Genomic DNA, 26,159 nt, shown 5'->3' on the forward strand with positions numbered 1-26,159 from the left:
CGTCCCGATGGAGTGCGGCCCGACCGCAGAGGAGCGCTCGTGACCACCGTCAGCTCGGCGAGCCCGGCGCTCACCGGCAAGGACCCGGCCAACCGGCTCTACGGCCCGTTGCCCGACGTGAGCGGGGAGGCCGGCTACGAGGAGGACCACCCCGCGCGGGTGGGCTTCTTCACCGACACCTCGGTCTGCATCGGCTGCAAGGCCTGCGAGGTCGCCTGCAAGGAGTGGAACACGCTCCCGATGGACGACGCGAACGGCCAGCGGGACGCGATGGGCCTGTCCGGGATGTCCTACGACAACACCGGGATGCTCGGCGCCAACTCCTGGCGGCACGTGGCCTTCGTGGAGCAGAGCCGCCCGGTCGACCTGCCGATGCCGGGCGTCGGGCTGCCGGGCGCCGGTGGCACGGGCGCGGCTGCTCCGGCGGCCGGCGGCTGCGGGAGCGGCGGGGGCTGCGGGAGCGGCTCCGGCGACCCGCACGCCACCTCGGCCGGCGGGAACGCCGACGGTGTCGGCATGGCCCAGTCCAGCGTGCTGAACGCCGAGGCGCTCAGCGAGTTCGACCCGCAGACCGGCCAGTCCGGCGACCGGGAGATCCGCTGGCTGATGTCCTCCGACGTGTGCAAGCACTGCACGCACGCCGGTTGCCTGGACGTCTGCCCGACCGGGGCGCTGTTCCGCACCGAGTTCGGCACCGTGGTCGTGCAGGGCGACATCTGCAACGGCTGCGGCTACTGCGTGCCGGCCTGCCCCTACGGCGTCATCGACAAGCGAGAGGACGACGGCCGGGTCTTCAAGTGCACGATGTGCTACGACCGCCTGACCGACGGGCTGCAGCCGGCCTGCGCCACCGCGTGCCCGACCCAGTCGATCCAGTTCGGCGACCTCGACGAGCTGCAGGCCCGGGCCGACGCCCGGCTGGCCACGCTGAAGGAGCAGGGCGTGCAGACCGCCCGGCTCTACGGGCGCGACGAGGCCGACGGCGTCGGCGGCGTGGGGGCGTTCTTCCTGCTGCTCGACGAGCCGGAGGTCTACGGCTTCCCGCCGGACCCGATCGTCACCACCCGGAACCTGCCGGCGATGTGGAAGGCGGCCGCCGCGGGGGCCGCGATGATCGTCGGCGTCGTGGCCTCGGCCTTCGTCGGGAGGAAGGGCTGATGGCCGGCGAGCCGGAGAACGAGACGACGACGGGCGCGACGCCCGGCGAGGCGCCGATGACGCCGGGCGCCGGTGGCTGGCACCGTGCCGGCGGCGAGGACCTGACCCGCCCGAAGCGGAAGCGCCGTCGCGGCGGTGGCGGCTGGGGCAGCGGCAACCGCGAGGCGGCGATGGTGCCGGACGCGGAGTTCAGCTCCTACTACGGCCGGCAGATCATCAAGTCACCGGTCTGGAAGAACCCCGAGGTCCCGATCTACTTCTTCCTCGGCGGAGCCGCGGGCACGGCGTCGGTGATCGCGGCGCTGGCCGAGTTCACCGGACGGCAGAAGCTGGCCCGCAACGCCGAGTACACCGCCGGCGTCGGTGCGCTCGCCTCGGTCGTGCTGCTCATCGACGACCTGGGCCGGCCGGAGCGGTTCCTGCACATGCTGCGGGTGTTCAAGCCGACCTCCCCGCTGTCGGTCGGGTCGTACATCCTGTCCCCGTTCAGCGCGCTCACCTCCGCCACGGCCGCGCTGCGGCTGCTGGAGCACGCGCCGGTGGCGGGCGCGGCGACCCGGGTGCTGCCGTTCCTGCCGAAGCTCGCCGGGGCCATCCCGGTGCTGCGCAAGACCTCCGCGGTCGCCGGGGCTGCCTTCGGCGGGCCGATGGCCACCTACACGGCGGTGCTGATCTCGAACACCGCCGTCCCCAGCTGGCACGCGGCGCACGAGCAGCTGCCGTTCGTCTTCGCCGGCTCGGCGATGGCAGCCGGTGGTGGCGTGACCATGGCGCTGTCGCCGGTGGCCGAGGCCGGCCCGGCGCGCAAGGTCGCGCTGGCCGGGGTGGGCATCGAGCTCGCCGCGATGCACAAGGTGGAGAACGACCACGGGCTGGTCAGCGAGCCCTACCACCTGGGCAAGGCGGGGAAGCTGATGCGCGCGGCGAAGGCGGCCACCGTCAGCGGTGCCGCGGTCACCGCGCTGCTGGGTCGCAAGCGGGCCGGGGCCGTGGTCGGCGGGGTGCTGCTTGCCGCCGGCTCGCTGTTCACCCGCATGGGCGTCTTCGAGGCCGGCCTGGCCAGCGCGCTCGACCCGAAGTACACCGTCATCCCGCAGCGCGAGCGGCTCGAGGCCCGCAAGGCCGGGCAGGCCACCGCCGACGACGAGGCGCGCTCCGTCGTCCGCTGAGCACCCGCACCACACGAACTGCCCCGCACCGCCGCCGGCGGTGCGGGGCAGTTCGGCGTCGTGGGCCGGACGATCCGTGCCCGCCCGGAGGCGCCGACCGCGTCGCAGGCCGCTAGAAGCCCGCTGCCCGGGACCTGGGGGCCGCCGACGTCGCCGGGAGGTCGGCGGCGCCAGGGTCGGCGGAGGCCGTCGGGGCCCTCGGTCCGGTCGGCGTGGGCTCGGTCGGGGCCTGCGACGGATCGGGCTGCGGGGTCGGCGTCGGCTCGGCCGGGCTGGGAGTCGGGCTCGGTGCGGGGGTGGTCGGTGCGGGGTCGGTCGGCTCCGGCGACGGGTCGGTCGGGTCCGTGGGCTCCGTCGGCTCGACGGGGTCGGTCGGGTCCGTGGGCTCCGTCGGCTCGGCCGGGTCCGTCGGCTCGGTCGGCGGCGGTTCCGTCGGGTCGGGGGTCGGCGCCGGGACCGTCGGGTCGGCCGGGGCCGTCGGGTCGACCGTCGGATCGGGCGCGGGTGCACTGGGCTCGACCGGGCCGGGCGCCGGGGCCTGGACGACCCCGGCGGACGGTGAGTCACCCGCCGGGGGCTGGTCCCCGGGCTCGGCCGGCGGCAGCACCGACTGCGGGGAGCTGGTGCCCGGTCGCACGGGCAGACCCGTACGGCGCGGCTGGTCGGTCGTGCCGGTCCAGGAGTGGGTCGCGCGCTCCGGGGTGCGGCTGCGCGACTCGGTCGGTGCCGTGCCGGGGAGGGTCTCCCAGTCGGGCACGAGGATCGGCGTCTCGAGACCGGAGACCGCAGCGCCCCGGTTGAGGGCCTCGAGGGTGGCCGGCACCTGGTCGGGGTGTGCGGCGAGCTCGGCGGCGATCGCGTCGCTGAACCCGAGGCTGCTGCTGGACCGGGCCAGGGTCGGGGCGAGCACGATGGCCGACAGTGCGGTCAGGGCGAGCAGCCGCTGGGGAGCCCGGCTGCGCACGGCCGGCCGCACGGGTCCGCCGCGGGTCCTCGCCGCGCGGATCCGGGCGGCGCGCGACCGGGGCGAGGGGGCCGACCCGGCGGCCCGGACCGACCGCACCGGCCGGTGCGGCACGAGCGCGCCCAGGCCGGCGGTGCGCCGGCGGGGGCCGGCCACGGGCGCGTGTCCGGAGGCGCGCAGCAGCCCACGGCGCGGGCGCGTGGGGGTGCCGGACGGGGGGTGGCTCGTGGACGACCGGTCGAGGACGCGCCACCAGTGGCCGCGCGCACGCGACGCCCGCAGGGAGCGCGGGGTGGGCACGCGGGACGACGTGGACGACCCCCAGGTGCCCGTGGTCGCCGGACGGGGCCGCGCGGGAGGTGCGCCGTCGGGCCGGCCGGCGGGCGGGCGGGACGGCGGCGTGCGGTGCACGGCGCGGGTCCGCGGGACGGAGACCAGGCCGGGTGGGAGAGGGGTCAGCTCATGCCCCAGGTCGGGCAGTCCGCGCTTGATGACGGCGCAGACGACCGGGGCCGTGACCACGCCGGCCACGGGCCAGACCACCAGCAGCCACCACCACGCCACGGAGCTTCCCTCGTCTCAGCGACGCCGCCGCGCCTTCTGGCCAAGACTGGACCGGTGCGGGCCGTTCCGTCAACCGCAGGTCAGGCGACCAGGTCCCCGGCGGCGGGGGCCCGTGCGGGCGCCGGCCGGGCAGCCGGTGCGGGTGCCGGCTCGTCGGTTGCCGGGACCGTCCACTCGATCGCGTCGATCCGCCGCAGCGTGCGGCCGAGGAACGGCGCCACCAGGCCGATCGTGCCGGCCCATCCGATGAGCAACCAGGCCCACCACGTCATCTCGCACCCCCGTGCTCGTAGGGCAGGCAGCCTGGGACGGGGCGTCTCCCCGGCGCAAGCGCTCTGCGGCGGAGTCCTCCGGACGGGTGAGAGGGGCCTCCACCTCCCGGTACGAGCGGTGCCGGAACCACCCCGAACCGTCGCCTCCCGTGGTTAGGGTGTCGCTCGGCACCGCTGCTCGCCCCACCCGGACCGGACCGCTCGGCCACGGAGGGTGGGAGCTGCTGCGGCGACTGCGGTGATCGGAGGACGGTGGATCGGTCGGGGGGAGTCGGGTCCCAGCCCCGTCGGGTGGAGCTGCGCAACCGGCTCTGGCGCGGCATCCAGACGGTCACCGTGCTGTCCGGTCTGGACCCCGCGGTGGGCGCGGAGCCGCTGCGGGCCGCCCTGCGCCGGCTGCACGCCGCCGACCCGACGGCCCGGGTGGTCTGCCGGCTCACCGGCCGGCCGCCGTACTGGACCCCGGTGCCCGGCGCCGAGGTGGACGCCTGGCTGGAGCGGCTGGTGGTCGACGACCCCGACGTGGCCGGCCGTCCCGGCGAGGAGCTGGTGGAGAGCCTGCTCCGCCGCCCCGCCGGTGACCTCCCGTTCTCCGTGACGGTGGCCGGTGGGCGCCAGGCCTGGCGCATCGACCACGTCCTGGCCGACGGCAGCTACGCGCTGCGCCACGTCGTCGGTGCGCTGACGCGTGCCGCCGCCAGTGGTGAGGTGCCCATCGAGCTGCTGCCCACGGCGGACGCCGTGCGCCGCCCGCTGCTGCACTCGGCGTGGGGCATGGCGCGGGAGCCGAAGCTCGCCACCTGGCGCACCGCGCTGCAGCGGGCGGCCGGCGGTTCGAGCGGTGGCGGCCGGGCGGTGCCGGCGACCGGGACCCGCACCGAGACCGCGCTGGTGATCCGGTCGGGTGCGCCGGGCACGGTGGCGAGCCTGCGGGAGTGGGGGGAGGCGCACGCTCCCGGGGTGTCGACCGCGGTCCTGGTGATGACGGCGGCCCGGCGGGCCCTGGAGCGCCACGGCGTCGTCCCGCCGGAGACCGACACCGTGGTGATGTTCGACTGCCGCCGCTACCTGCCGCGCGCCGCCACGGTCGAGGGCAACTTCGTGGCGGCACTGCGGCTGACCGATCCGAGCTGCCGCGATCCGTACCGCACCGCGGAGCAGATGGCCTCCGACGTCTCCCTGGGGCTGCCGCTGGTGTCCCTGCTCGCCGCGACGGCGGGCGAGGCGCTGTCCCCGGTCCGCGCCGCGCTCGCCCGCAGCGGTGCCCGACCGGCGGCGCGGGGCCCCGTGGTCCTGAGCCACCTGGGTTCGCTCGGGCACATGCGCCGGCTGCCCTGGGTCAGCGGGGGCACCCCGAGCCTGTTGGCCGCCGCCGCGCCCAGCGACCCGACCGGGATCACGGTCATCACCACCGAGTGGGGCAAGGCGCTGAACGCCTCGATGACGTACGGCACCGGGCGGGCCGAACGCGACGACGTGGCGGCGGCGGCCACCGACCTGGTGACCGAACCGTGGGCGCTCGTGGCAGAGGCGACCGGCCGGTGAGCGCCACCCCCTCCGAGGCGGAGGTGGCCGGGTCCCGGCCGGTCGAGCAGCGGCGCCCGGATCCGGCGGCCGCCGTGCCTGCCCGGCACCGTGCCCGCCCGGCCGGGGACCGGGTCGCGCTGCTGCTCGGTGCGTTCGTCGCGGTCGCCACCCCGCTCGTCGCCGCCGCGGACCTGGCCGTCCCGGGTCGTGCGCTGCTGGCCCTGGCGTTCGTGCTGACCGTGCCCGGCGTCCCGCTCGCGGTCCTGCTCCGGGTGCCCGACCGGCTGCTGCGTGGTGCCCTCGCGGTCGCCCTCAGCGTGGCGGTCACCCTGCTCACCGCCGCACTCCAGGTGGTCACCGGGTGGTGGAGCCCGGTCGGTTTCGCGGTGGGGACGGCGGCGGTCTCCCTGGTCGCCACGGTGGTGGCGCTGCGGGAGATGCCCCGCGCCGGGCCGCGGAGCCCGGGTGGCGCACGGTCGGCGGGGGCGCACGCGGCGGCCGGGTCCCCGGACTGGGAGCGGCCGGCGGCTGTGGTCGGGCTGGTGGCCGCGCTCGGGCTGTGGTGGCCGGCGACCCGGTGGCTGGAGCTGGACGACGCCGGCCCGCTCGGCGTGATCGGCGTGGCCGGCTGGCCCTACGTCGTCGCCCTCGCGCTGGTGGGGCTGGTGGCGGCCCGCCAGCTGCTCCGGCCGGTGCTCGACGGGGCGGTGCTGGCGGCCACCGCCGTCGTCCTGGCCGTCGTCCTCTTCGGCTTCGCCAACGTCGGTGACGGTCAGGCCGGGGTGTCGGTCGGCTGGCTGCACGTCGGGTTCATCCGCTTCATGACCGAGCAGCAGGCGACCTTCGCCGGGCTCGACGCCCGGGCCTACTGGCCGGGGTTCTTCGCTGCCGGGGCGCACCTGGTCGAGCTGGCCGGCCTGCCGGACGCCAGCGCGCTCCTCACCCTGTCCCCGGCGGTGTTCAACGTCGCCGCGATCGCGCCCCTGCTGGTGGTGGCCCGGTGCGTGACCGGCTCCCGGCGGCTGGCCTGGCTGGCGGTGTTCGTCTACCTGACCGCCAACTGGTTCCAGCAGGACTACTTCGCCCCCCAGGCGGTCGCGTTCCTGCTCTACCTGGTGGTCCTGGCCACGCTGCTGTGGTCGGTGACGTCCGGGGGCACCACTCCGCTGGCCGGGCCCTGGTACCGCCGGGCGCTCACCGCCTGGCGACGGCGACCCGCGTTGCCCGCGGGGGTGAGCGCCGGACGGTCGTTGGCGTGGGAGGCGGCGCTGCTGCTGATCGCGGCGGCGATCGTGGTCAGCCACCAGCTCACCCCGGCCACCCTGGTGTTCGCCCTGATGGTGTTCGTGCTGACCGGCAGCACCCGGTTCCGGCGGCTCTGGCTGCTGGTCGCGCTGCTGTTCCTGGGCTGGTTCAGCTACATGGCCACCGACTTCTGGGTCGGGCACCTGAGCACCGTGCTGGGCGACCTCGGCCAGCTCAACTCCAACCTGACCAGCGCGGTCTCGGCGCGGGTGGGCCTGGACTCCGACCCGGTGTACGACGCGATGCAGAACGTGCGGCTGGGCTGGTCGGTGCTCTACGCGCTGGCCGGGCTGGCCGGCTGGTGGACGATCCGGCACCGCCCCGGCGCCCCGTTGCTGGCCGGGCTGACCGTCTGCGCCGGGGGGCTGGTGCTGTTCGGCAGCTACGGCGGTGAGGTGGTGCTCCGGTCGTTCGTCTTCGCCGCGCCGCTGCTCGCCTCGCTGGCCGCGCTGGCGCTGCGCGGGCTGGTGCGGCACCGCAGTCCGGTGGCCCTCGCCCTGCTGGCCGTGCTGCTGACCGGTGCCGCACTGATGCTCACCGCGACCCGCGGGGTGAACATCGCCTTCGAGCGGGTCAGCGCCGGTGACCTGGCCGCGGCCCGGGTGGTCGCCGAGGAGCTCCAGCCCGGCCAGGTGGTGGGCACCCTGCAGGCCACCGGCGCCCTCGGTGCCGACCGGGTGGGGGAGTCGGTGCCGCTGGACATGTCCGAGGCCGGCTGCGGCCTGAGCCCGCTGCGCTGCGCACTGGTCGAGCGGCCGGACTTCATCGTGGTCAGCCGGACCCAGGACGCCCTGGGGCAGCTGCGCGAGGGGCGGCCGGCCGGCTGGACGACGGAGATCGCCGACGAGCTGGTCGACCGTGGCCTCTACACCGTCGTCCACGAGGGCGGGGGCGCGACCGTGCTGCGTGCCGCCGAGCAGGGAGGCTGAGGTGCAGGACGCGCTGGCCGGCTGGCTGGGCCTGACCGTCATCGGCGCCGCCGTCGTGCTGGCCGTGGTGCTGGAGGTCGTCGACCGGGCCGCGCCGGAGACCGGGGGGCGGCCGCCGGGCCGGCGCGCGCTGCCGCGGGCGCTGTCGGTGCTGCTCGCGCTGCTGGTGCTGGGTGCGCTGGCGGCCACGGTGGTCCGGTTCGCCGTCTTCGTGGGCTGAGCCGGTCGTGGGCCCGACCGGGGTGTGCGACGAGCACCGCAAGCCGTCGCGGGTCCAGTAGCGTGCCGCAGACCGTGCTGGTGCGCGCGGACCGACAGGGGGATGCGTGACGTCCGAGGAACTCGCTCCGGTGGTGCCCCTGCGGCCGATGCCCGGCGCGGTGCCCGGGTCCGGCACCTGGTGCTGCGAGCTGGACCTGGCCGACGCCGCCCCGCCCCACGGTGTGGTGCCGCTGGGCGCGCACGGGCTGGCGCGTGCACTCGTCCGGCTGCACGGCGAGCCGCTGGGCTACCTGACCGCGCCGGTCGGCCCGCACGGGGTGGACGAGGCGGCCCTCCGGGCCAGGGCGCGGACGGTCTTCGCCGAGGCGATCGCCGACCACCTGGACGCCGAGGGGCTGGCGGTGGCCGCCGTGGACGTGCCGGCTGGTGCGCCGCTGCCCCCGGCGGCGGCGGGGTGCCCGAACCACGTGGCCTCCGACGTTCGGGTCACGGTGGTCGTCTGCACGCGGGACCGGGCCGCGGTGCTGGCCGGGTGCCTGGAGCGGTTGCGGGCGCTGACCCACCCGAACCTGGAGATCCTGGTGGTGGACAACGCGCCCACCGACGACAGCACCCGCGCGGTGGTGGCGGCCGCCCGGGAGCGGGACGACCGGGTGCGCCACGTGGTCGAGCCGCGCCCGGGGCTCTCCGCGGCGCGCAACCGCGGGCTGGCCGAGGCGCGCGGGGCCGTGCTGGCCTACACCGACGACGACGTGGCGGTCGACCCGGACTGGGTGCAGGGCGTGCTGCGGGGCTTCGGGCGCGGGCCGGCGGTGGTCTGCGTGACCGGGCTGGTCTGCACCGCGGCGGTCGACACCCCGGCCGAGGAGTACTTCGACGCCCGCACGGCGCTGTGGTCGACCCGGTGCACCCCGGAGCTGTTCGACCTGGCCGAGCACCGTCGGGACGACCCGCTCTACCCCTACGCGCCGGGCCTGTTCGGCACCGGCGCGAACCTCTCCTTTGACCGGCAGGTGCTGCTGGACCTGGGCGGCTTCGACGAGGCGCTCGGCGCGGGGACGCTGACCCGCGGGGGCGAGGACCTCGACGTCTTCGTCCGGGTGCTGCGGGCGGGCCACGGGATCGCCTACGAGCCGGCGGCGGTGGTCTGGCACCACCACCGGGCCGACGACGCGGCGCTGCTGCGCCAGCTCTACGGGTACGGCACCGGGCTGTCGGCCTACCTGACCAAGTGCCTGCTGCAGGGGGGCACGCGCGGGGAGGTGCTGCGCCGGGTGCTGCCGGGGCTGCGGCGCCGGCGGCGCATCGCCGTCGAGACCGGCGAGCGCCTGGGGGGCGGCAGTGGCCGGGCGCCGGCGGGCGCGGCGCGGCGCGAGCTGCTGGGAGTGGCGGCGGGGCCGGTGCTCTACCTGCGGGCCCGGTGGCGGGCCCGGGCGGCGTCCTCGGTGGGCCCCGGCCGCTGAGCCGCCGACCGGCTGCCAGGCGGTGACGCTGAGCGATCGCCACGCTGTGTGGCCCGGGGCGCAGCCGCGCCGGACGCGGTGCGGCGCACGACGGACCGTCCGCTGACCTCCAGCCGCCCTAACCTCCGTCGACCGGCGCAGCCGGCCGGAGCGCGGAGGTGGTCGTGGAACGACGGGGGCCTGGGTCACGGGTGGTGGCCGGCGGAGTGCGGTGGCGCCCGTCCGGGCGGACGAGTGGCCTGCTGCGGACGACCGGGGGGCTGCTCGCACTGGCGGTGGCGGCCACCTTCGCCGTCGTCGGTGTGGCGGTCGGTCCGGCCGGTGCCGCGCCCGGCTGCTCGATCAACATCGTCGCGCACCCGGACGACGACCTGTTCTTCCAGAGCCCGTCGATCCTGCCGGACGTCCAGGTCGCCGCCTGTCTGACCACGGTCTACGTGACCTCCGGGGACGCCGGCGCGGGCACCGGTTACTCCCGGCAGCGGGAGCTGGGCGTGCAGGCCGCCTACGCACAGATGGCCGGCACCGCGAACACCTGGTCGACGTCGGTGGTGACCCTCGCCGGCCGCGGCGTCACGCTGGCCACGCTGGCCGGCCGGCCGCAGGTCCGGCTGGCGTTCCTCCGCCTGCCCGACGGCAACATCGACGGCTCCGGTACCGGCACCTCCGGGTACACCAGCCTCCAGCAGCTGTTCCAGAACCAGGTGGCGTCGCTGCGCACGGTCGACACCCCGGTGCAGGACTACACCCGCGCCGGGCTGGTGCAGACCCTGGGCGCGCTGATCAACGCGTCGGGGGCGGCGTCGATCCGCACCCACGACGAGCGCGGCCGGTTCGGCGACGGCGACCACAGCGACCACTACGCGGTGGCGCGCTTGGCGTTCGAGGCCCGCGCCGCAGCGGCCCCCTCGCTGCCGATCGCCGGCTACCTGGGTTACCCGGGCGCCCAGCTGCCGGCCAACGTGTCGGGTGCGGAGCTGACCGCCAAGCAGAACGCGTTCCTCACCTACGCCCCCTACGACGCGCAGATGTGCAAGACGCTGGCCCAGTGCAGCGGGCGGCCGGAGGGCACCTGGCTGCCCCGGCAGCACCTCTCCACCGCGCTGCCGGGGCGGGAGCCGATCGAGGACGGCAACGCGGCGCCGATCGCGGAGGTCACCGCCTCCTCGGAGAACCCCAACGACGGGCAGACCGCGGCCAAGGCGGTCGACGGCGTCGTCGACGGGTACCCCGGTGACGCGACGGCGGAGTGGGCGACGCGGGGCGGCGGTGCGGGCAGCTGGCTGCAGCTGGAGTGGCTGGAACCGATCCAGCTGGGGAGCGTCGTCCTCTACGACCGGCCCAACACCGCCGACCGGGTGACCGGGGCGACGTTGACCTTCTCCGACGGGTCCACGGTCAGCGTGCCGGCCCTGGACGACGCCGGTGGGGCGGTGGTCGTCTCCTTCCCCGCACGGATCACCACGGTGCTGCGGGTGACGGTGAGCAGCGTGAGCGGCACGACCGAGAACGTCGGCCTGGCCGAGCTCCAGGCGTGGACGCCGGGGAGCGGACCGCCGCCCACCACGACCCCGCCACCCTCACCCACGACGACGCCACCGACGACGACGCCACCGACGACGACGCCACCGACGACGACGCCACCGACGACGACGCCACCGGCCAGCGCGGTCAACCAAGCACGCGCGGCGACGGCGACCGCCTCGTCGCAGAACCCCAACGACGGGCAGACCGCGGCCAAGGCCATCGACGGGGTGGTCGACGGCTACCCGGGCGACTACACCGCGGAGTGGGCCACCCAGGGCGGGAAGGCGGGCAGCTGGCTGCAGCTGACCTGGTCGGCGCCGGTGCGGCTGGACCGGGTGGTGCTGCACGACCGGCCCAACACCTCCGACCGGGTCACCGGGGGCACGCTGGCCTTCTCGGACGGGTCGACGGTCAGCGTGCCGGCGCTCGACGACGCCGGGGGCGCGGTCACGCTCACCTTCGCCGCCCGGTCGACGACGTCCCTGCGGCTGACGGTCACCGGCGTGAGCGGCGCGACGAGCAACGTGGGCCTCGCGGAGCTGCAGGCCTGGAGCCCGGGCGCCGGTGCGCCGACGACCACCGCGCCACCCACCACGACGGCGCCGCCGACCACCACGGCGCCCCCACCGACCACGACGGCGCCCCCGCCGACGACCACCGCGCCGCCCACCACCACCCCGCCGGCCACGAACCTGGCCCGGGCGGCGACGGCCAGCGCGTCGTCGCAGAACGGGAACGACGGGCAGACCGCGGCGAAGGCGATCGACGGGGTGGCCGACGGCTACCCGGGTGACCACACCGCCGAGTGGGCCACGCAGGGCGGCCGTGCGGGCAGCTGGCTGCAGCTGACCTGGTCGGGGTCGGTCACGGTGGGGCGGGTCGTGCTGCACGACCGGCCCAACGCCAGCGACCAGGTGACCGCGGCACGGCTGACCTTCTCCGACGGCACCTCGGTGACCGTGCCGGTGCTGGACAACGCCGGTGGGGCCACCACGGTCCGGTTCCCGGCCCGGGCCACCACGAGCCTGCGGATCACCGTCACCACGGTGAGCGCGACGACCCGCAACGTGGGCCTGGCGGAGGTCCAGGCCTGGGCCAGCTGAGCCCGGACCCCGCCGGGAGCGGGCCGGGGTACGGGCCCAGGGCAGTGTGCCCGGTCAGCCGAGCGCTGCCCGCCTGCGCAGCGCCATCCGCAGCCGCATGGTCAGGTATGCGGCGCCGGTCAGCGTGACCCCCTCGACGATCATCCCGATCCGGGCTGCTCCGGCGAGGTCACCGCGCGAGACGTCGCGGAGCCCGCGGAGCACGCCCCGGGGCAGCGTGCGGCGCACGTAGGCACGCTCGGACTCCAGCGCCGAGCTCTGCCCGGCCAGCCCGCTCACCAGCGCCTTCGACCGCCCCTCGGCGCGGCAGCGGCGGCGGAAGTAGCCCCGCGTCACCCGCTCGGCGGAGACGGTGTGCCGGCAGCGCGCGCCGGGCTCGAGCAGGATCCGGGACCCGGCGTGCCCGCGGGCGGCGCGGATGGAGAACTCGGTCTCCTCGCAGCCGGCGGCGTCCTTGCCGAGCCGGCCCATGGTGGCGTCGAACCCACCGGCGGCGGTGAACACGTCGCGGCGGAAGCTCATGTTCGCGCCGATGGGGTTGCGGATGGTGCTGCGACCGGTGGGCAGGCCGGCGTAGCTGCAGCCGACGACCCAGAGGAACTCCTCCGGGAACCAGCGTGGCCGGGGTGCGCGCCAGGCGGGGAGGACGGCACCGCCGACCCCGATCACGTCGTCGTCCCGGTAGGCGTCCAGCAGCTGGGCCGCCCAGTCGGGGTCGGCCGCGGCGTCGTCGTCGAGGAAGGCGACGACGTCACCGGTGGCGGCCGCCACCCCGGTGTTGCGGGCGCCGGAGAGGCCCTGGGCCCCGGTGCTGGCCAGGCAGGTGACGTCGGGGAAGGCGGTCCGGGCGCGGGCGAGCAGCTCGTCGTTGTGGTCGCTGACCAGCAGCAGCTGCTCGGGCCGGTGCGTCTGCCGGCGCAGGCTGTCGATCGCGGCGGTGACGTCGTCCCACCGCTCGAACGTGTAGGCGCAGACGACGACGCTGAGCGTGGTCGCCGGGGCCGGGCGCGCGGCGGTGGGCGCCGGGGTTCCGGCGGTGTCCGGCACGGTGGTCACCGGTGTCCTCTCGGGTCGCGGGTGGTGGGGCGGCTGGGCACCCGTGGGACGGGTGGGAGGCCGCCGCGGCCGGACAACCGGCGCTGGTGTGTCGTCACCCCTAGTGTCGGGACGTGCTGATCGAGCGAGGGTCGCGCCGCCCGGCGGGCAGCCGCGCGCACCTGCCGGCCCCGTCCACCCGTCCGCCGCTGCGGCTGGTCGCAGCAGCCGCCCCGGGTGCCGTGACCGGCCCGCGGTGCGGGTGCGGTCACGGCCGCGAGGCGCACCGCCACCACCGCCGGGGCAGTGACTGCGGGCTGTGCACCTGCGCGCGGTTCGCCGGCCGCCTCGCGCGGCTCACCGGACGCGGCTGACCGCTCGGGACGGGGCGCCACGGGCGCTCCAGCCGGGGCGGCCCGGTCAGGCCGTCCGGCTGTCGGCGGCCTCGATGGCCGACGGTGGGACGGCGGCCAGCGGCACCGCGGCCACCGGGACGTCGGACCCGGGGAGGTCGGTGACCGGGATCGACGAGATCGGGACCACGGCGATCGGGACCATGGCCATCGGGATCGCGGCCACCGGGGCGGTGCCCGCCGGGCGGGCGGACTCCCCGAGGTCGGTGACCGGGGCCAGGTGGGCCCGGGTGACCACCTCGGGGGCCGGTGCCGGGACCTCGGTGCCCTTGCGGTTGAGCCGCTCGACCACCAGCGCACGCAGCACCCGGACGCCGTCGCGCCAGGTGTTGAGGTTGCTCTGGCCGTGGATGCGGGCGAACTCGTAGCTGCCGACCTCGACGATCCGCAGCCGCGCCTTGGCGACGCGGGTGTTGATGATCGTCTCGATCTCGAAGCCGTCGCCCCACAGCTTGCTGTCGTGCGCGGGGCCGTCGGCGGCCAGCTCCAGGTGCGGCAGGCAGTGCGTCCAGAAGGCGTTGTAGCCGTAGCAGAGGTCGGTGTACCGGGTGCCGAACAGCAGGTTCGCGATCCGGTTGAGCCACCGGTTGCCCCAGGCCCGGGTGCGGGTGATGTCGCAGCTGCCACCACCGGCGGCGAACCGGGTGCCCTTGGCGAAGTCGGCGCCGTTGACGAGGGCGTCGACGAACAGCGGGATCTCCCGCGGGTCGGCCGAGCCGTCGGCGTCCAGCATCACCACGACGTCCCCGGTGACCGCGGCGAAGCCGCAGGCCATGGCGTTGCCCTTGCCCCGGCGGTTCTGCCGGACGACGCGCACGTCCGGGCGCAGCGCCTGGGCCACCTCGACGGTGCCGTCGACGCTGCGGCCGTCGACCAGGACGACCTCGTGCAGGTCGTCGGGGAGCAGGCCGAACACGTGGGGGAGGTTCTTGGCCTCGTTGTAGGTCGGGATCACCACGCTGACCCGAGGGGCTCCGCGGTGCGGTCGCTGTGTGTGATGGCGCAGTGACGTGGTTCTGTGCCGACGCATACCAGTCCCCCGGTAGAGGACGGGGCCGGTTTCGCCTCTGCTCTCCGCCGGGCAAGGGCGACCATCGTGCGCCCGGCGGGTCATCGCGCACCCGTTGAGTGAGTCGTTCCGTGGTGGTGCAGGCCGTGCGTGACGGTCTCCGGTGCCGGCGATGGCTCGCCGTCACGAAGCGGGTGGTCCGTCTTCCGGACCGGCCCACTCCCCGGAGACCGACACCGTGTGCGGTGACTGTGCGTGCGCTTCCTACCGAAGACGGCAGTGGCTTGTAAAGGCCCATCGGCGCGCCTCGGGGTGGTCGTCGGCCGATCCGTGCCCCGGGGTCGATGCCGCGACGGTCGAGTCCCCACGGGGCGTCCCGACCCCCTAGTCTCGCCGGGCCGGTGCCCAGCGCGGCCGTACCGGCCCAGCTGGCACGGATCTGACCGGCGCAGACTGCGGGGAGGGCGACGCGTGGAGGCAGGCGGTGCCGCGCCGCGGGGCGGGCCCGTGGTCGAGGAGCCGGCGGACGGCGAGGCGACCGTCGCGTCCGCGGTCGCCGGCGCGACCCCCGGGGCACCCCCCGCCGAGGGGCAGTCGCTGTTCGGTCGGGGGTTGCTCTACGTAGCCGTCTGGTCGCTCCAGCTCGTCGGCGCGATCGTCGTCTACCCCGTCCTGGCCCACCTGGTCCCCGCGGCGGAGTTCGGCTGGCTGGCCTCGGCGGTGGCCCTCGGGCAGGTGCTGGTGGTGCTGGCCACAGTCGGCTTCGACCAGGCGGTCATCCTGCTGCGCGCGGAGACCGGCAGCGACCGGCCGGCGCAGGCGCTGGTCGCGATCGGCGTCGGGGTCGCCGCCGTGGTCACCCTGGTCGGCGCGGCGACGGCGACGCTGTGGCGCGGCGAGCTGGGGTTCGACGGCGCCGGGTCGCTGGTTCTCCTCACGCTGTGCTGGACGGTGCCCGCCGTCGGCGTCGTGCTGATCTCGGTGCTGCTGCTGAGCCAGGACCGGCTCCGTGCGTTCACCGTGGTGAACCTGCTCTACGGCGTCGGTGCGCAACTGGCGGGCACGGCCCTGCTGCTGCTCACCGGCACCCGCACGGCGGCCACCTACGCCGTCGGCCACCTGGCCGCACTGGTCGCCACCCTGCTGCTGGGCGTCTGGCTGGTGCGGCCGCGGTGGCGCGGCGTCGCCGACGCGGCGCTGGCCCGCCGTGCCCTGCGCCTGGGCGCACCGCTGATGGTCAGTTCGCTGGCCGTCTACGTGCTCAACGCCGGCGACCGGCTGGTCATCCAGCGGGTGCTGGGCGCCCCGGAGGTGGGCCGCTACCAGATCGCCTACAACGTCGGGAACGTGGCGATCATCCTGCTCGGGCTGGCCAGCATGGCGTGGGCGCCGCAGATCGCCGCGGTCCGCGACGAGGTCCAGCGCTGGGCGCTCATCGGGCGCTCGCGGGACGCGCTGCTGCGGCTGATGCTCCCCGCCCTCCTCGGGCTGACGCTGGGCGCACCGCTGGCGCTGACCGTCGCCGCCCCGGAGAGCTTCCGCCCCGACGAGCTGCTGGTGGTCGCGTTCCTGGTGGCGGCGGCCGCCTTCCCGGTGCTGATCGGCAACGCCAGCGCCCGGGCGCTGATCACCCTGGAGGAGACCCGGGGCCTGGCGGTGGCCGCGCTGTCCGCGGCGGGGCTGAACGTCGCGCTGAACCTGCTGCTGCTGCCGGTGTGGGGGCTGGCCGGTGCGGCGGTGGCGACGGTCGTCTCCTTCACCCTGCAGACGGTGCTGCACCGGGTGGCCCTGCCGCGGCGGGTGGTCTGGCCGCGCATCCCCGGCCGGCTGCAGCTGGCGGCGCTCGCGACGCTGGCGGTCAGCGCGGCCACGACCCTGCTGCCGCAGGACACCGCCTGGAACGTGGCCCGGTTCGCCGTCGCGCTGGCCTGCCTCCCGTGGTTCCTGCACCAGCTGCGGGCCGCCCGCGCCGGCGACGCGGCCCCGCGGTCGGCCCGGCACCGCCGTCCGGTGCCGTCCGTCGCCGGACGGCACCGCCGCTCAGCCGGGCAGGGCTGAGCGGTCCCGCCGCGGGCGCCGCTCCCGGTCGAGCAGCTCCTCGAGCCGGTCGACGTGGTCGGGGAAGGAGAAGTGCGTGGCGGCGTGGGCCGCGCACCGCGCACCGAGCCCCGGGTCGCGCTCCCGCCAGCCGAGCAGCGCCACCAGCCGTTCGGCGAAGGTCGCGACGTCGGTCTGCGGCACCAGCAGCTCCGTCAGCGGCCCGCTCAGGATCTCCGGCACGCCGCCGACCGCGGTGGCGAGCACCGGCCGGCCGGTGATCAGGCCCTCCAGCGCCACGCGGCCGAAGGACTCGGGCAGCTGGCTGGGGAAGAGCACGACGTCGGCGGCGTGCAGCAGGGGGACGACGTCGCGCTGGAGCGGCAGCAGGGTGGCCTGCCCGGTCCGGACGAGGTCGGCCACCCGGGGGGCGAGCGCGGGGTCGGCGGTGGGCGGGAACTCACCGGCGAGCACCAGGTGTGCGGCGCCGCGCCGTCCGGCGGTGCGGTCCCAGGCGTCGAGGGCGAGCCGGAGGCCCTTGTCCTGCTCCAGCCGGCCGTAGAACAGCGCGATCGGGACGTCGGCCGGCAGGCCGAGGGCCTGCCGCGCCCGGTCGCGCTCCGGTACGCCGCCGACCGGGTACTGCGCGGCGGGGACGGCGTTGTGCAGGACGTCGATCCGCCCGGCGGGCAGGCCGTCGTCGACCCAGCGCTGCCGCATGAACTCCGAGACGGCGATGAACCGCCGCACCCCCCGGGCGGCGAGGGTGACCAGCGGGCCGCCGCGGAGGGCGTGGTGCAGGTGGCTGACCAGCGGCGTGCCGGAGCGGCGGGCCACCACCTGCCCCCAGAGGACGTGCTCGAAGCGCTGCAGCCACAGCACGTCGGGCCGGAGCCGGGCGGCGAGCGCGGCGCTGGGCAGCGCGTCGCGGACGGCGGACAGCGCGGTGACCGGGGTGGGGGAGCGGAAGGGGTGCGGGCCGTGCAGGGTGATGCCCGCGGCCTCGAGGTCGGCGCGCATGGTCGGCGCCTCCGGGCCGAGCAGCGCGGGACCGTGCACCAGGTGCACGTCGTGCCCGCGGGCGGCCAGCTCGCGGCCGACCTCCAGCGTGTTGATCTCGATGCCACCGACCCGCTCGAGGGTGTAGACCTGCGTCAGGATCCTCATGACGGCAGCAGGGCGGGGTCCGTGCGGGCGCTGCGCACGAGGAGCCGGAGGGGTCGACCGTCCACGTGTGCAAGCTAGCCGAGGGGGTGGACGTGCAGGCAGGTGCGGAACCCGGGTGGGTGACCTCACGTCGGCGGGTGCGAGCGGCGGCAGCCGGGCTGCTCGTGGTGGCCGGCGTCGCCGGGTGCGGTGGGGGCGAAGCGGGGCCGCCCCCGGCCCCCGAGGTGGTCGACCTGGTGGTGGACGGCGAACCGGCGACGGCGGTGGTGCCGCCGGGCACGCCCCGCGGCCTGGTGCTGTACCTGCACGGCCTCAACGGCGACCACACCGCGCTGGCCAACGGCGACCAGGCCGGCGTGGTGGAGCGGCTCGTCGACGACGGGTACGTGGTCGCCGCCGCGGACGCCCATCGCAACGCCTTCGGCAACGAGGCCTCGCAGCAGTCCTACGTGACGCTGGCGCAGGAGCTCGCCGACCGGTACGGGACGCCGCGCACGTTCCTCATCGCCGAGTCGATGGGCGCGGTGGCCGGGCTGAAGCTGGTGGCCGCCGATGCGATCCCGGACCTGGCGGGGGCGGCGCTGATCTCGCCGCTGACCGACCTGGCGGTGACGGTCGGCAGCGAGTTCGAGCCGCAGGTCCGGCAGGCCTACGGCGGGGAGCTGCCCACCGGTGCGGAGAACCCGGCGGACCTGCCCGCGGAGGAGTTCGCGGGGGAGCACCTGCGGTTCTACCTGGCGGCCGACGACGACTTCGTCGTCTCGGCGCAGAACGCCGATCCGCTGATCGCCCGGCTGGAGGGGGTCGCGGAGGTCAGCGTGGTGGGGTGCCAGGGCGGGCACGTCGACGCCTCGTGCTTCCAGCCCGACGACCTGGCCACCTGGTTCGACGGCCTGGCCGGCGGGACCACCGGCGCCGGTCGCCCGTCGGCTGACTGACGGGCGACCGGCGCGGGGTCAGCCGCGCTTCCAGGCGGCGACCCAGTCGATCTGGACGTGGCCGGAGGCGCCGCGGGCGGGGGCCCCGCCGGACAGCTCGGTCTCGGTCTGCAGCACCCAGCGCATCGGGTCGGTCGGGATGGCCGACCGGTCGGTGGTGGTCCAGGTCTTCCCGTCCATCGCGAACGTGACGGAGTCGGGGGTCCACTCGATGACGGCCGTGCGCCAGCTGGTCATCGACATGCCGCTGTCCATGTACCAGGCGTTGCGGGACGGGTTGCCGTTGACGTCGTGGGAGTAGCCGTGGGCCTTCCCGCCGACGCTGCCCTCGGGGAAGTCGATCTCGCCCTCGGCCCAGTTGTCGCTGGCCGGCCACAGCAGCCAGGCGACCTTGTAGCCGGGCACCTGGTCCATCCGGAAGCGGACGGCGTAGCGGCCGTAGGTCTGGCTGGCGATCGGCGGGGTGAGGGCCATGACCTGCGCGCCGGAGCCGGTGGAGTGCAGGTGCTTGTCCAGGATGCCGCCACTGACGCTGGTGGTGGCGGCGCTGTTGTACTGGCCGTTCTTCGAGGTGTCGCGGGCGCCGTCGTAGCCGGCCCAGCCGCGGTAGTCGCGGGCGAAGGAGCCCAGCGCCGAGGGGCGGTCGAAGCCCTCGGAGAGGACGAGGTCCCAGCCGGGCAGGTCGCTGGTGGGCAGCGCCTCGCCGGTGCTGACCGGGGCCGGTGCGGGCGCGGCCACCGGCGCGGGCGCAGGGACCGGCGCGGGCTGCGGGGCGGGTGCCGGTGCGGGCTTCGGCGCGGGGGCGCTGCTCGAGGGCTTCGGGGCGACCGGAGCCGGCGTGGTGCCGGTCTGCGGCAGGGTGGTGGCGGGGGCCGGGGCGTCGGTGGAGGAGCCGGTGCCCGGCTGCGGGACGGCGGTGGAGGGCGCGGCGGCGGACGGCGACGTCACGGGGCGCTCGCCGCGGGAGGCGGGCCGGCTGGGCCGGGCGGCCGGTGCCGGGGCGGTGGCCGACGGGCGGGCGCCGGCGGCGTCGGCGGTCGTCGTGCCGGACTGGTGCAGCGAGAAGCCGGCACCGCAGAAGGTCGTCACGGCGGCGAAGAACACGGCGAAGAGTCGGCGGCGGCGGCGGGCGAAGCGGGTGCTGTTCATCGCGAGGCAGGTAACCAGAAGTAGCCAAAAAGGTACAGAGCGAATTGGAGAGGGTCCGCCACCCCCTCCACTTTCGTCACATGCGTACCAATGGTGAACCGTCAGTGACGGAGGGTCACTGGATCGGGTGGATCAGCCCGGTCGCCAGGCCGCCACCCAGTCGACGTACACGTGACCGCTCACCTCGGGGTCGGGCGGGCCGGCCGTCAGCTCGGTCTCGGTCTGCAGCACCCACCGCATCGGCCGGTGCGGGATGGCGGTGGGCTCGGTCGTCGTCCAGGAGCGGTCGTCGAGGGTGAAGGTGAGCCGGTCGGGCAGCCACTCGATGGTGGCCACGTGCCACTCGGCCATCGTCGCGCCGGTGTCGACGGTCCAGGCGTTCACGCTCGGGTCGCCGGCGGTGGAGTGCGAGGCGCCGGCGATCTCGTCGCCGAGGGCACCCTCGGGGAAGTCGATCTCCCCTTCCGTCCACTCGTCGCTGGTCGGCCACAGCAGCCAGGCGACCTTGTAGCCGGGCACGGTCTCGGTGCGGAAGCGCACGGAGTACCGCCCGTACGTCGAGCCGTCCCACCACTGGCCGTCGGGGGTGGGGGTCAGCGCCATCACCCGGGGCGTCCCGTTCGCGGTGTGCAGCCGGATGTCCACCAGGCCGTCGTGCACGGTGGTCGTGCCGGCGCTGTCGTACTGCCCCTGCGTGGCCGCCGGGCGGCCCAGGTGCCGGGAGGTGTCCTGGGCGCCGTCGTAGCCGGCCCAGCCGGGGTAGGTGGTGGCGAACCGGCCCGGACCGGCCGGGGAGTCGAAGTCCTCGGCGAGCACCAGCTGCCAGCCGGGGAGGTCCCACGCCGGCAGCTCGGTGCTGGGCCCGGCGGTCAGCTGGCTGCCGAGCAGCGCCGCACCCGCGAGCAGCCGCCGGAACGGCTGGCTGCTCCTGGGCCGGCCACCGGGCATGCGGCACCTTAACCACGGGAGGCCCCGGAACGGCCCGGTCTGCTGCGCGGCTACCCGCTGACGGCGGCCGATCACCTGATCCGGTCGGCTCGCCCGCGCTCCGCGTGGGGGCGGGCCGACCGGGGTGGACGGACCTACAGTGGGTGGGCGACGGCGGGGTTCGCCGTCGTCCCGCTCCCCCCGGAGGGTGTTTCCGGTGCCACCTGTGCCAGATCCCGCGCCCGAGCGACGGGTGCCGCCGCGCCGTCCGCTCACGGCGGTCGGTGACGTGCCCGCCGGTGCGCAGGGGGCGGCCGGCGGACGGCCCTGCTCGTCGTGCGGGCACGGGAAGGTCGCGCACGAGCACTACCGCCGCGGCAGCGACTGCGCGCTCTGCGGGTGCGCCCGGTACTCCCGCCCGCTGCTGAGCCGGTTGCTGCCCGGCCGGCGCTGACCTGCTGGGCTCGCGACCGGCGAGAACGCGAACTGCCGAGAACGCGAACTGCCCCGCGCCGCCGGGACTCGGCGACACGGGGCAGTGTCCGTGGGGGGGGCGCGGCGACGATGCCGATCCGGGTGTCCGCCGCGCCGCGGCGGGAGTCGGTCAGGTCAGCGACGGGTGCCGCTGTAGCGGATGACCTGGCCGCCGCCGACGCTGCGCGCGGCGGTGAGGCACAGGGTGGCGCGGCGGTGCACCTCGCCGGCGGGGGCCTCCGGGCTCAGCCCGGCGATGCCCGCAGCCGCGGTGAGGCCGGGAACACCCTCGTTGGCGACGGCGTCGACCAGCCGGTGCGCGGCGATCTCGGCGTCGGGGGAGAGGCCGTTCAGCAGGAAGGCGAACTCGGCCGGGCCGGAGCGGGCCAGCCAGTCGTCGCCGCGGACGGAGCGGGAGAACATCGCCGCGATCTGGTCGAGCTGGGAGCCGGGCATCGGCCAGCCGGTGTCCCGGCGCAGCAGCCCGATGAGGACCAGCGTGGCCGGGGCGCGGTCGGTGCTGACGGCGCGCTCGCTGATGCGGTCGAAGAGCGCCGCGCGGGGCGGCAGCAGGGTGATGGCGTCGGCCGCGTCGAGCTGTGAGCTCTCGGGCGCAACCGGGTTGAGGGCGATCGGCATACCGCTCTGGTCGTCCCCGTGGTGGCCCCGGTTGAGCGGCGCCCCGGCCGGCTCACCCCTCCGAGGGAGACCGGCGGACGACGGCGTTTCCCGGGGAACCGTGGACGTCGTGACGCACCGTCGCAGTCACGCACGAGCAGCGGTCGATCACGCTGCGTCGACCGAGTGGGTGATGTCACTCCGGAACGGGTGACGTTGCGTGACACCGTCCACCGATCAGGCGATACCGGGCCGTCCGGATGTCCCCGTTGAGTGGCGGTGCGCGGGTCGAACGGCCCGGACGGCGTCGAAGCCGGTCACGCAGCGTTGCGGGCGCCACCGAGCTCGACCGACCTCCGGGGTGACACCGAGTGACCACGACCCTGCCCACACCGCCGTCCGCGGACGAGGCGCAGCGCCGGGCCGGCCGGCCGCGCGTCCGTGTCGGCTCCCGGGCCCGCCGCCACCCGGCGCAGCAGGGCCCCCGGGAGCTGCCCGCCCAGGCCTGGCTCGACGGGCTCCCCGGCCGGCCGTCGCCGTGGACCGCGCTGGTGCCCCGCTCCCTGCGCCCCCGGGCCACCGTCGTGGCGCTCGACTGGGCCGAGCGCGAGCAGGTGCTGGCCGAGCACGGCCCGGCCGCCGTGCGGGAGGTCGCCGCGCGGCTCGCCGACGCCGTCCGCACCGCCCTGCCCGCCGCGGACGCCCCGGTGGTCACCGCCGACGGGCAGGTGCTGGCCCCGGTGGGCGCCCGCCGTCCGGGCCCGCTGAAGCAGGCGCTGCAGCAGCTGGTCGACCGGCTGCGCGCCGAGGGCGTGCCGCTGGCCGGCACCACCCTGTCGATCACCCCGGCCGTCGGCTGGGGCGCCGCCCCGGCGATCGGGCCGCGCCCGGTGCCCGAGCTGGTGGCGCAGGCGCTGGAGGCCGCGGGCCAGGCCCGCGCCCGGCTGGACGCCGTCCCGGTGGCGTGGACGCCGCAGACCGACACCGGCCGCCGGCTGCTGGGCCACCGCACCCGCCGGCAGGTGCTGCTGACCAGCCTGGTCGCGCTCACCTGGCCGCTGGGCGTCGTCCTGGCCTCGCTGACGCTGGGCGTCGAGCCGGCGGACTGGGTGTTCCGGGTCGTCGTCCTGGGGCTGCTGCTCACCGCGGCCACGCTGTGGCTGGAGAGCGTGCTGGCGCTGCCCGCCGCGCCCCTGCCGCCGCTGCCCGAGGGCCGGCGGCCGCGGCTGACCGCGGTGATCCCGGCCGACCTGCCCAACGAGGCGGCCACCATCGTCGAGACGGTGCACGCCTTCCTGCGCGTCGACTACGCCGAGGCCGAGGTGATCGTCGCCTACAACACCCCGCGGCCGCTGCCGGTCGAGGCGGAGCTGCGGGCGCTGGCGGCGGCGCACGAGCGGCTGACCGTGCTGCACGTGCCGTTCAGCCGCTCGAAGGCGCAGAACGTGAACGCCGCGCTGCAGGTGGCCGGCGGTGAGGTCATCGGGGTCTTCGACGCCGACCACCACCCGGCGCCGGACTCCTTCGCCCGGGCCGCGGCCTGGATCGCCGGCGGGGCCGACGTCGTGCAGGGCCGCTGCGTGATCCGCAACAGCGACGAGTCGCCGGTCAGCGCGCTGGTGGCCCGGGAGTTCGACGTGATCTACGGGGTGAGCCACCTGGGCCGCGCGCGGCTGCACGGGTTCGCCATCTTCGGCGGCTCCAACGGCTGGTTCCGCGCCGACCTGCTGCGCCGGCTGCTGCTGCGCACCGACATGCTCACCGAGGACATCGACGTCTCCATGCGGGCGCTGCTCGCCGGCGCCGAGCTGGTCTACGACCCGGAGATGCGCTCCACGGAGCTGGCGCCGGTGACGGTGGCCCGCTGGTGGCGGCAGCGCGCCCGCTGGGCGCAGGGCTGGTTCCAGGTGTCGCTGGCCCGGCTCGGCGCGATCGTGACCAGCCCGCGGCTGGCGCTGCGGCAGCGGGTCGGGGCCGCGGTGCTGCTGGGCTGGCGCGAGGTGACGCCGTGGCTGAGCCTGGCCGTGCTGCCGCTGCTGGTGTGGTCGACCTGGTTCGACGGCACCCCGGGCATCCCGCTGAACGTGCCCTCGCTGGTGCTGGCGCTGCTGTTCACCTCGCTGGCCGGGCCGTTCCAGACCTGGGTGGCCTACCGGACGACGCCGGCGGAGCTGCGCGCCCCGGCCCGGCGGTACGCGGTGTACGCGCTGATGAGCCTGCTCTGGTACGCGGAGCTGAAGAACGTCGTCGCCCGGGTGGCGCAGCTGAAGGAGTGGCTGGGGGAGCGGCGGTGGGTCACCACCCCGCGCACGACGGGCACCGTCGTCCCGGCCGCGCAGACCGCGGAGGTGGCCGCGTGAGCGCCCCGATGACGAGCACCGCGATGACGAGCGCCCCGAGCGGGCGCCGGGGGTCGGCGATGCTGGCCCCGATCACCTGGCTGCGCGTGGTGGGCGCCTTCGCGGTGCTGGTGTTCCACGCCTACCAGCACTCGGCCTACACCGGGATGACCGACTGGACCGGTGGTGCGTTCTGGCACCGGGCGCTGGTGCTGATGGCCGCCGGCGGCGTCGACGCGTTCTTCGTGGTCACGATGTTCCTGTCCGCCCGCGCCGTGGTGCGCGGCGCGCTGGGCGAGGGGCCGGTGGCCAGCGGCCGGACGCTGCTGCGCAAGCGGGCGGTGACCCTGCTGCCGGTCTACGTGGTGGCGGTGCTGGTGGTGTGGGCGCTGTCGAACCCGCGGCTGCCGGGGCACTGGGCGGACCTGGTGCTGCACCTGACCTTCACCCAGGTCTACAGCGACGACTACATCTTCTGGACGCTGGGGCCGGCCTGGTTCATCGCGGTGTCGATGCACTTCTACCTGCTGCTGGCGGTGATCGGCGGCCCGCTGCAGCGGTGGTGCCGGCGGATGGGCAGCCGGGCGGCACGGGTGCGGGCGCTGCTCGCCGTCGCCGGCGCGCTGGCCGCGGTCAGCTGGGCCTACAAGCTGGTCATGCACTTCGGGCTGGAGCGGCCGGTGGACAGCTGGTCGACCTGGTTCGGCCCGCTGTCCCGGCTGGACCTGATGGCGCTGGGGCTGGTGCTCGCCGTGCTGGCGGTGCTGCGGCCGGCGCTGCCGCGCTGGGCCGTGGTGGCCTCCTTCGTCACCGCCGGGGTGCTGCTGGTGGGCACCGGGCTGACGTTCCCGGAGAACACCCCGGACTGGTGGCCGCACGGCACGATGGGTCTGGCCGCCTTCCTGTACCTGCTGCCCTCGGTGACCGACCGCCGGGTGCGCACGGCCGACGGCGTCGCCGCGGTGGTGACGCCGGGCGGGCGGGTGCCGGGCAGCTGGGCGGGCGGGATCGCGCTGCTCAGCTACGGGGTCTACATCTGGCAGGAGCCGGTGCTGCGGGTGCTGGACGCCTACGGCTTCCTGCCGCCGGACTCCTCGGACTGGGCGTTCCCGGTGACGACGGTGCTGATGCTGGTGGCGACCCTCGCGGTGGCCTGGCTCAGCTACCACCTGCTGGAGGTGCCGGGCCGGGCGTGGGCGGCGTGGTCGGAGCGGTCCGCCCCGACGCCGTCGGCCCCCGCCGTCCCGGTGCACGAGCCGGCGCTGGCCGGCACTGCGGCTCGCTGAGCCGCTCCTGATCGACCCGGGGCCGGGCTGCCTCCCCCCTACGCCTGGCTCCGGGTCCCCAGCTCCCGGTCTGCCGCTGATCTCCCCCGGTCAGCGGCAGACCGGGACCGCCATGTCGGTGTTGGTGACCGTCTGCTGGCCGGGGACGTCGCCGGTGACCTTGTCGCGGGGGTAGTGGCCGGCGGTCCAGTTGTCGAGGGTGCGCACGCTGACCCGGTTGCCGGAGCGGCGGGCCAGCTGCTCGTTGCCGCCGGTGGCGCCGAGCAGCCAGTTGACCTGGACGACGAACGGGTCGGGCTGCGCTCCGACCGTGGTGGTCTGCGTGCCGACGGCGGTGTCGCTCATGGCTGGTCCCCGTTGTCCGTGCTGGTGCGGAGGGACGGTAGCCCGGAACCGGACGACGACGAGCCGTTCACGGGCGCGTCGTTGACCTGCGTGGTTGCGCGCACCTGCGGGCGTTGCGCCAGTTCGCGGGGACGACGTGCGCGCTCCCGCTTCCGGTGCCGCGCCGTTCCGGGTTTCCTCGGTGCGCGGGGTTCGGCCGGGCACGGGGGCCGGCCGAAC

At 76.0% G+C, this 26,159-nt stretch carries 21 protein-coding genes; 12 read left to right on the forward strand and 9 right to left on the reverse strand.

From position 1 onward, the window contains the following. Positions 1-39: 39 nt before the first annotated feature. Both JD78_RS19265 and nrfD read left to right on the forward strand, forming a co-directional pair. Positions 40-1,158, forward strand: a complete 1,119-nt coding sequence (locus JD78_RS19265) for a 4Fe-4S dicluster domain-containing protein (protein WP_166521318.1) — start codon at positions 40-42, stop codon at positions 1,156-1,158. Next, entirely contained in the window at positions 1,158-2,327 is a 1,170-nt protein-coding gene (gene nrfD / locus JD78_RS19270; protein WP_153359285.1) for an NrfD/PsrC family molybdoenzyme membrane anchor subunit, read from the forward strand. Before JD78_RS19265 ends, nrfD begins: the two co-directional genes overlap by 1 nt. A gap of 112 nt (positions 2,328-2,439) precedes the next feature. Here nrfD and JD78_RS19275 read toward each other — a convergent pair whose 3' ends face one another. Further along, on the reverse strand, positions 2,440-3,447 hold the full coding sequence (locus tag JD78_RS19275; RefSeq protein ID WP_166521319.1) for a hypothetical protein: 1,008 nt from the start codon (positions 3,445-3,447) through the stop codon (positions 2,440-2,442). Positions 3,448-3,935: 488 nt separating this feature from the next. Beyond that, positions 3,936-4,127 carry a hypothetical protein gene (locus tag JD78_RS19280; protein WP_166521320.1) on the reverse strand — a complete coding sequence of 64 codons (192 nt, stop codon included), beginning with the start codon at positions 4,125-4,127 and terminating at the stop codon, positions 3,936-3,938. Positions 4,128-4,418: 291 nt separating this feature from the next. Between JD78_RS19280 and JD78_RS19285 the strand changes: the two genes are divergently transcribed. From JD78_RS19285 to JD78_RS19305, 5 genes are all read left to right on the forward strand, one after another. Then, a complete protein-coding gene (locus tag JD78_RS19285; protein ID WP_153359289.1) occupies positions 4,419-5,672 on the forward strand; it encodes a hypothetical protein in 1,254 nt (417 codons plus the stop codon). Then, a complete protein-coding gene (locus JD78_RS19290; RefSeq protein ID WP_153359291.1) occupies positions 5,669-7,888 on the forward strand; it encodes a serine/threonine protein kinase in 2,220 nt (739 codons plus the stop codon). Before JD78_RS19285 ends, JD78_RS19290 begins: the two co-directional genes overlap by 4 nt. A gap of 1 nt (position 7,889) precedes the next feature. Beyond that, positions 7,890-8,108 (forward strand): hypothetical protein, encoded by a 219-nt coding sequence (locus tag JD78_RS19295; protein WP_153359293.1) that lies wholly within the window; start codon positions 7,890-7,892, stop codon positions 8,106-8,108. A 106-nt stretch (positions 8,109-8,214) separates the two neighbouring features. Continuing rightward, positions 8,215-9,573, forward strand: a complete 1,359-nt coding sequence (locus JD78_RS19300) for a glycosyltransferase family 2 protein (protein WP_228395087.1) — start codon at positions 8,215-8,217, stop codon at positions 9,571-9,573. A 206-nt stretch (positions 9,574-9,779) separates the two neighbouring features. Beyond that, positions 9,780-12,203 carry a DUF7402 domain-containing protein gene (locus tag JD78_RS19305; RefSeq protein ID WP_166521321.1) on the forward strand — a complete coding sequence of 808 codons (2,424 nt, stop codon included), beginning with the start codon at positions 9,780-9,782 and terminating at the stop codon, positions 12,201-12,203. A gap of 54 nt (positions 12,204-12,257) precedes the next feature. Here the strand turns inward: JD78_RS19305 and JD78_RS19310 are convergent, their stop codons facing one another. After that, complete coding sequence (locus tag JD78_RS19310; RefSeq protein ID WP_228395089.1) at positions 12,258-13,259, reverse strand: glycosyltransferase family 2 protein; 1,002 nt, start codon at positions 13,257-13,259, stop codon at positions 12,258-12,260. Positions 13,260-13,658: 399 nt separating this feature from the next. Beyond that, positions 13,659-14,609, reverse strand: coding sequence for a glycosyltransferase family 2 protein (locus JD78_RS19315; RefSeq protein ID WP_243731087.1), 951 nt, complete (start codon positions 14,607-14,609; stop codon positions 13,659-13,661). Positions 14,610-15,131: 522 nt separating this feature from the next. Here JD78_RS19315 and JD78_RS19320 point away from each other — a divergent pair. Continuing rightward, a complete protein-coding gene (locus JD78_RS19320) occupies positions 15,132-16,718 on the forward strand; it encodes a lipopolysaccharide biosynthesis protein (RefSeq protein ID WP_153359295.1) in 1,587 nt (528 codons plus the stop codon). On the opposite strand, the gene JD78_RS19325 is transcribed toward JD78_RS19320, so the two are convergent. Beyond that, positions 16,701-17,864: a glycosyltransferase family 4 protein gene (locus JD78_RS19325; RefSeq protein WP_153359297.1), complete on the reverse strand. Its 1,164-nt coding sequence runs from the start codon at positions 17,862-17,864 to the stop codon at positions 16,701-16,703. The genes JD78_RS19320 and JD78_RS19325 overlap by 18 nt on opposite strands. A gap of 137 nt (positions 17,865-18,001) precedes the next feature. Here JD78_RS19325 and JD78_RS19330 point away from each other — a divergent pair, with 137 nt between their 5' ends. Beyond that, complete coding sequence (locus tag JD78_RS19330) at positions 18,002-18,802, forward strand: serine aminopeptidase domain-containing protein (protein WP_166521323.1); 801 nt, start codon at positions 18,002-18,004, stop codon at positions 18,800-18,802. Between the two features lie 18 nt (positions 18,803-18,820). Here the strand turns inward: JD78_RS19330 and JD78_RS22700 are convergent, their stop codons facing one another. Both JD78_RS22700 and JD78_RS19340 read right to left on the reverse strand, forming a co-directional pair. Beyond that, entirely contained in the window at positions 18,821-19,951 is a 1,131-nt protein-coding gene (locus JD78_RS22700; RefSeq protein ID WP_153359302.1) for a glycoside hydrolase family 16 protein, read from the reverse strand. Between the two features lie 132 nt (positions 19,952-20,083). Further along, positions 20,084-20,899 (reverse strand): glycoside hydrolase family 16 protein, encoded by an 816-nt coding sequence (locus tag JD78_RS19340; protein WP_166521324.1) that lies wholly within the window; start codon positions 20,897-20,899, stop codon positions 20,084-20,086. 205 nt (positions 20,900-21,104) lie between these two features. Here JD78_RS19340 and JD78_RS19345 point away from each other — a divergent pair, with 205 nt between their 5' ends. After that, the gene (locus JD78_RS19345) at positions 21,105-21,332 is read left to right on the forward strand and encodes a hypothetical protein (protein ID WP_166521325.1); all 228 of its coding nucleotides are present in this window, start codon (positions 21,105-21,107) and stop codon (positions 21,330-21,332) included. A gap of 155 nt (positions 21,333-21,487) precedes the next feature. Here JD78_RS19345 and JD78_RS19350 read toward each other — a convergent pair whose 3' ends face one another. After that, positions 21,488-21,991, reverse strand: coding sequence for a GGDEF domain-containing protein (locus JD78_RS19350; protein ID WP_153362732.1), 504 nt, complete (start codon positions 21,989-21,991; stop codon positions 21,488-21,490). A 350-nt stretch (positions 21,992-22,341) separates the two neighbouring features. Here JD78_RS19350 and JD78_RS19355 point away from each other — a divergent pair, with 350 nt between their 5' ends. Both JD78_RS19355 and JD78_RS19360 read left to right on the forward strand, forming a co-directional pair. After that, entirely contained in the window at positions 22,342-24,330 is a 1,989-nt protein-coding gene (locus tag JD78_RS19355) for a glycosyltransferase family 2 protein (protein ID WP_166521326.1), read from the forward strand. Further along, the gene (locus JD78_RS19360; protein ID WP_153362446.1) at positions 24,327-25,595 is read left to right on the forward strand and encodes an acyltransferase family protein; all 1,269 of its coding nucleotides are present in this window, start codon (positions 24,327-24,329) and stop codon (positions 25,593-25,595) included. The genes JD78_RS19355 and JD78_RS19360 overlap by 4 nt, the downstream gene beginning before the upstream one ends. 90 nt (positions 25,596-25,685) lie before the next feature. Here JD78_RS19360 and JD78_RS19365 read toward each other — a convergent pair whose 3' ends face one another. Beyond that, entirely contained in the window at positions 25,686-25,940 is a 255-nt protein-coding gene (locus JD78_RS19365; RefSeq protein ID WP_153362445.1) for a hypothetical protein, read from the reverse strand. Positions 25,941-26,159: the final 219 nt, after the last annotated feature.

Source organism: Modestobacter roseus (genome assembly GCF_007994135.1).
In the GTDB taxonomy this organism is placed as follows: domain Bacteria; phylum Actinomycetota; class Actinomycetes; order Mycobacteriales; family Geodermatophilaceae; genus Modestobacter; species Modestobacter roseus.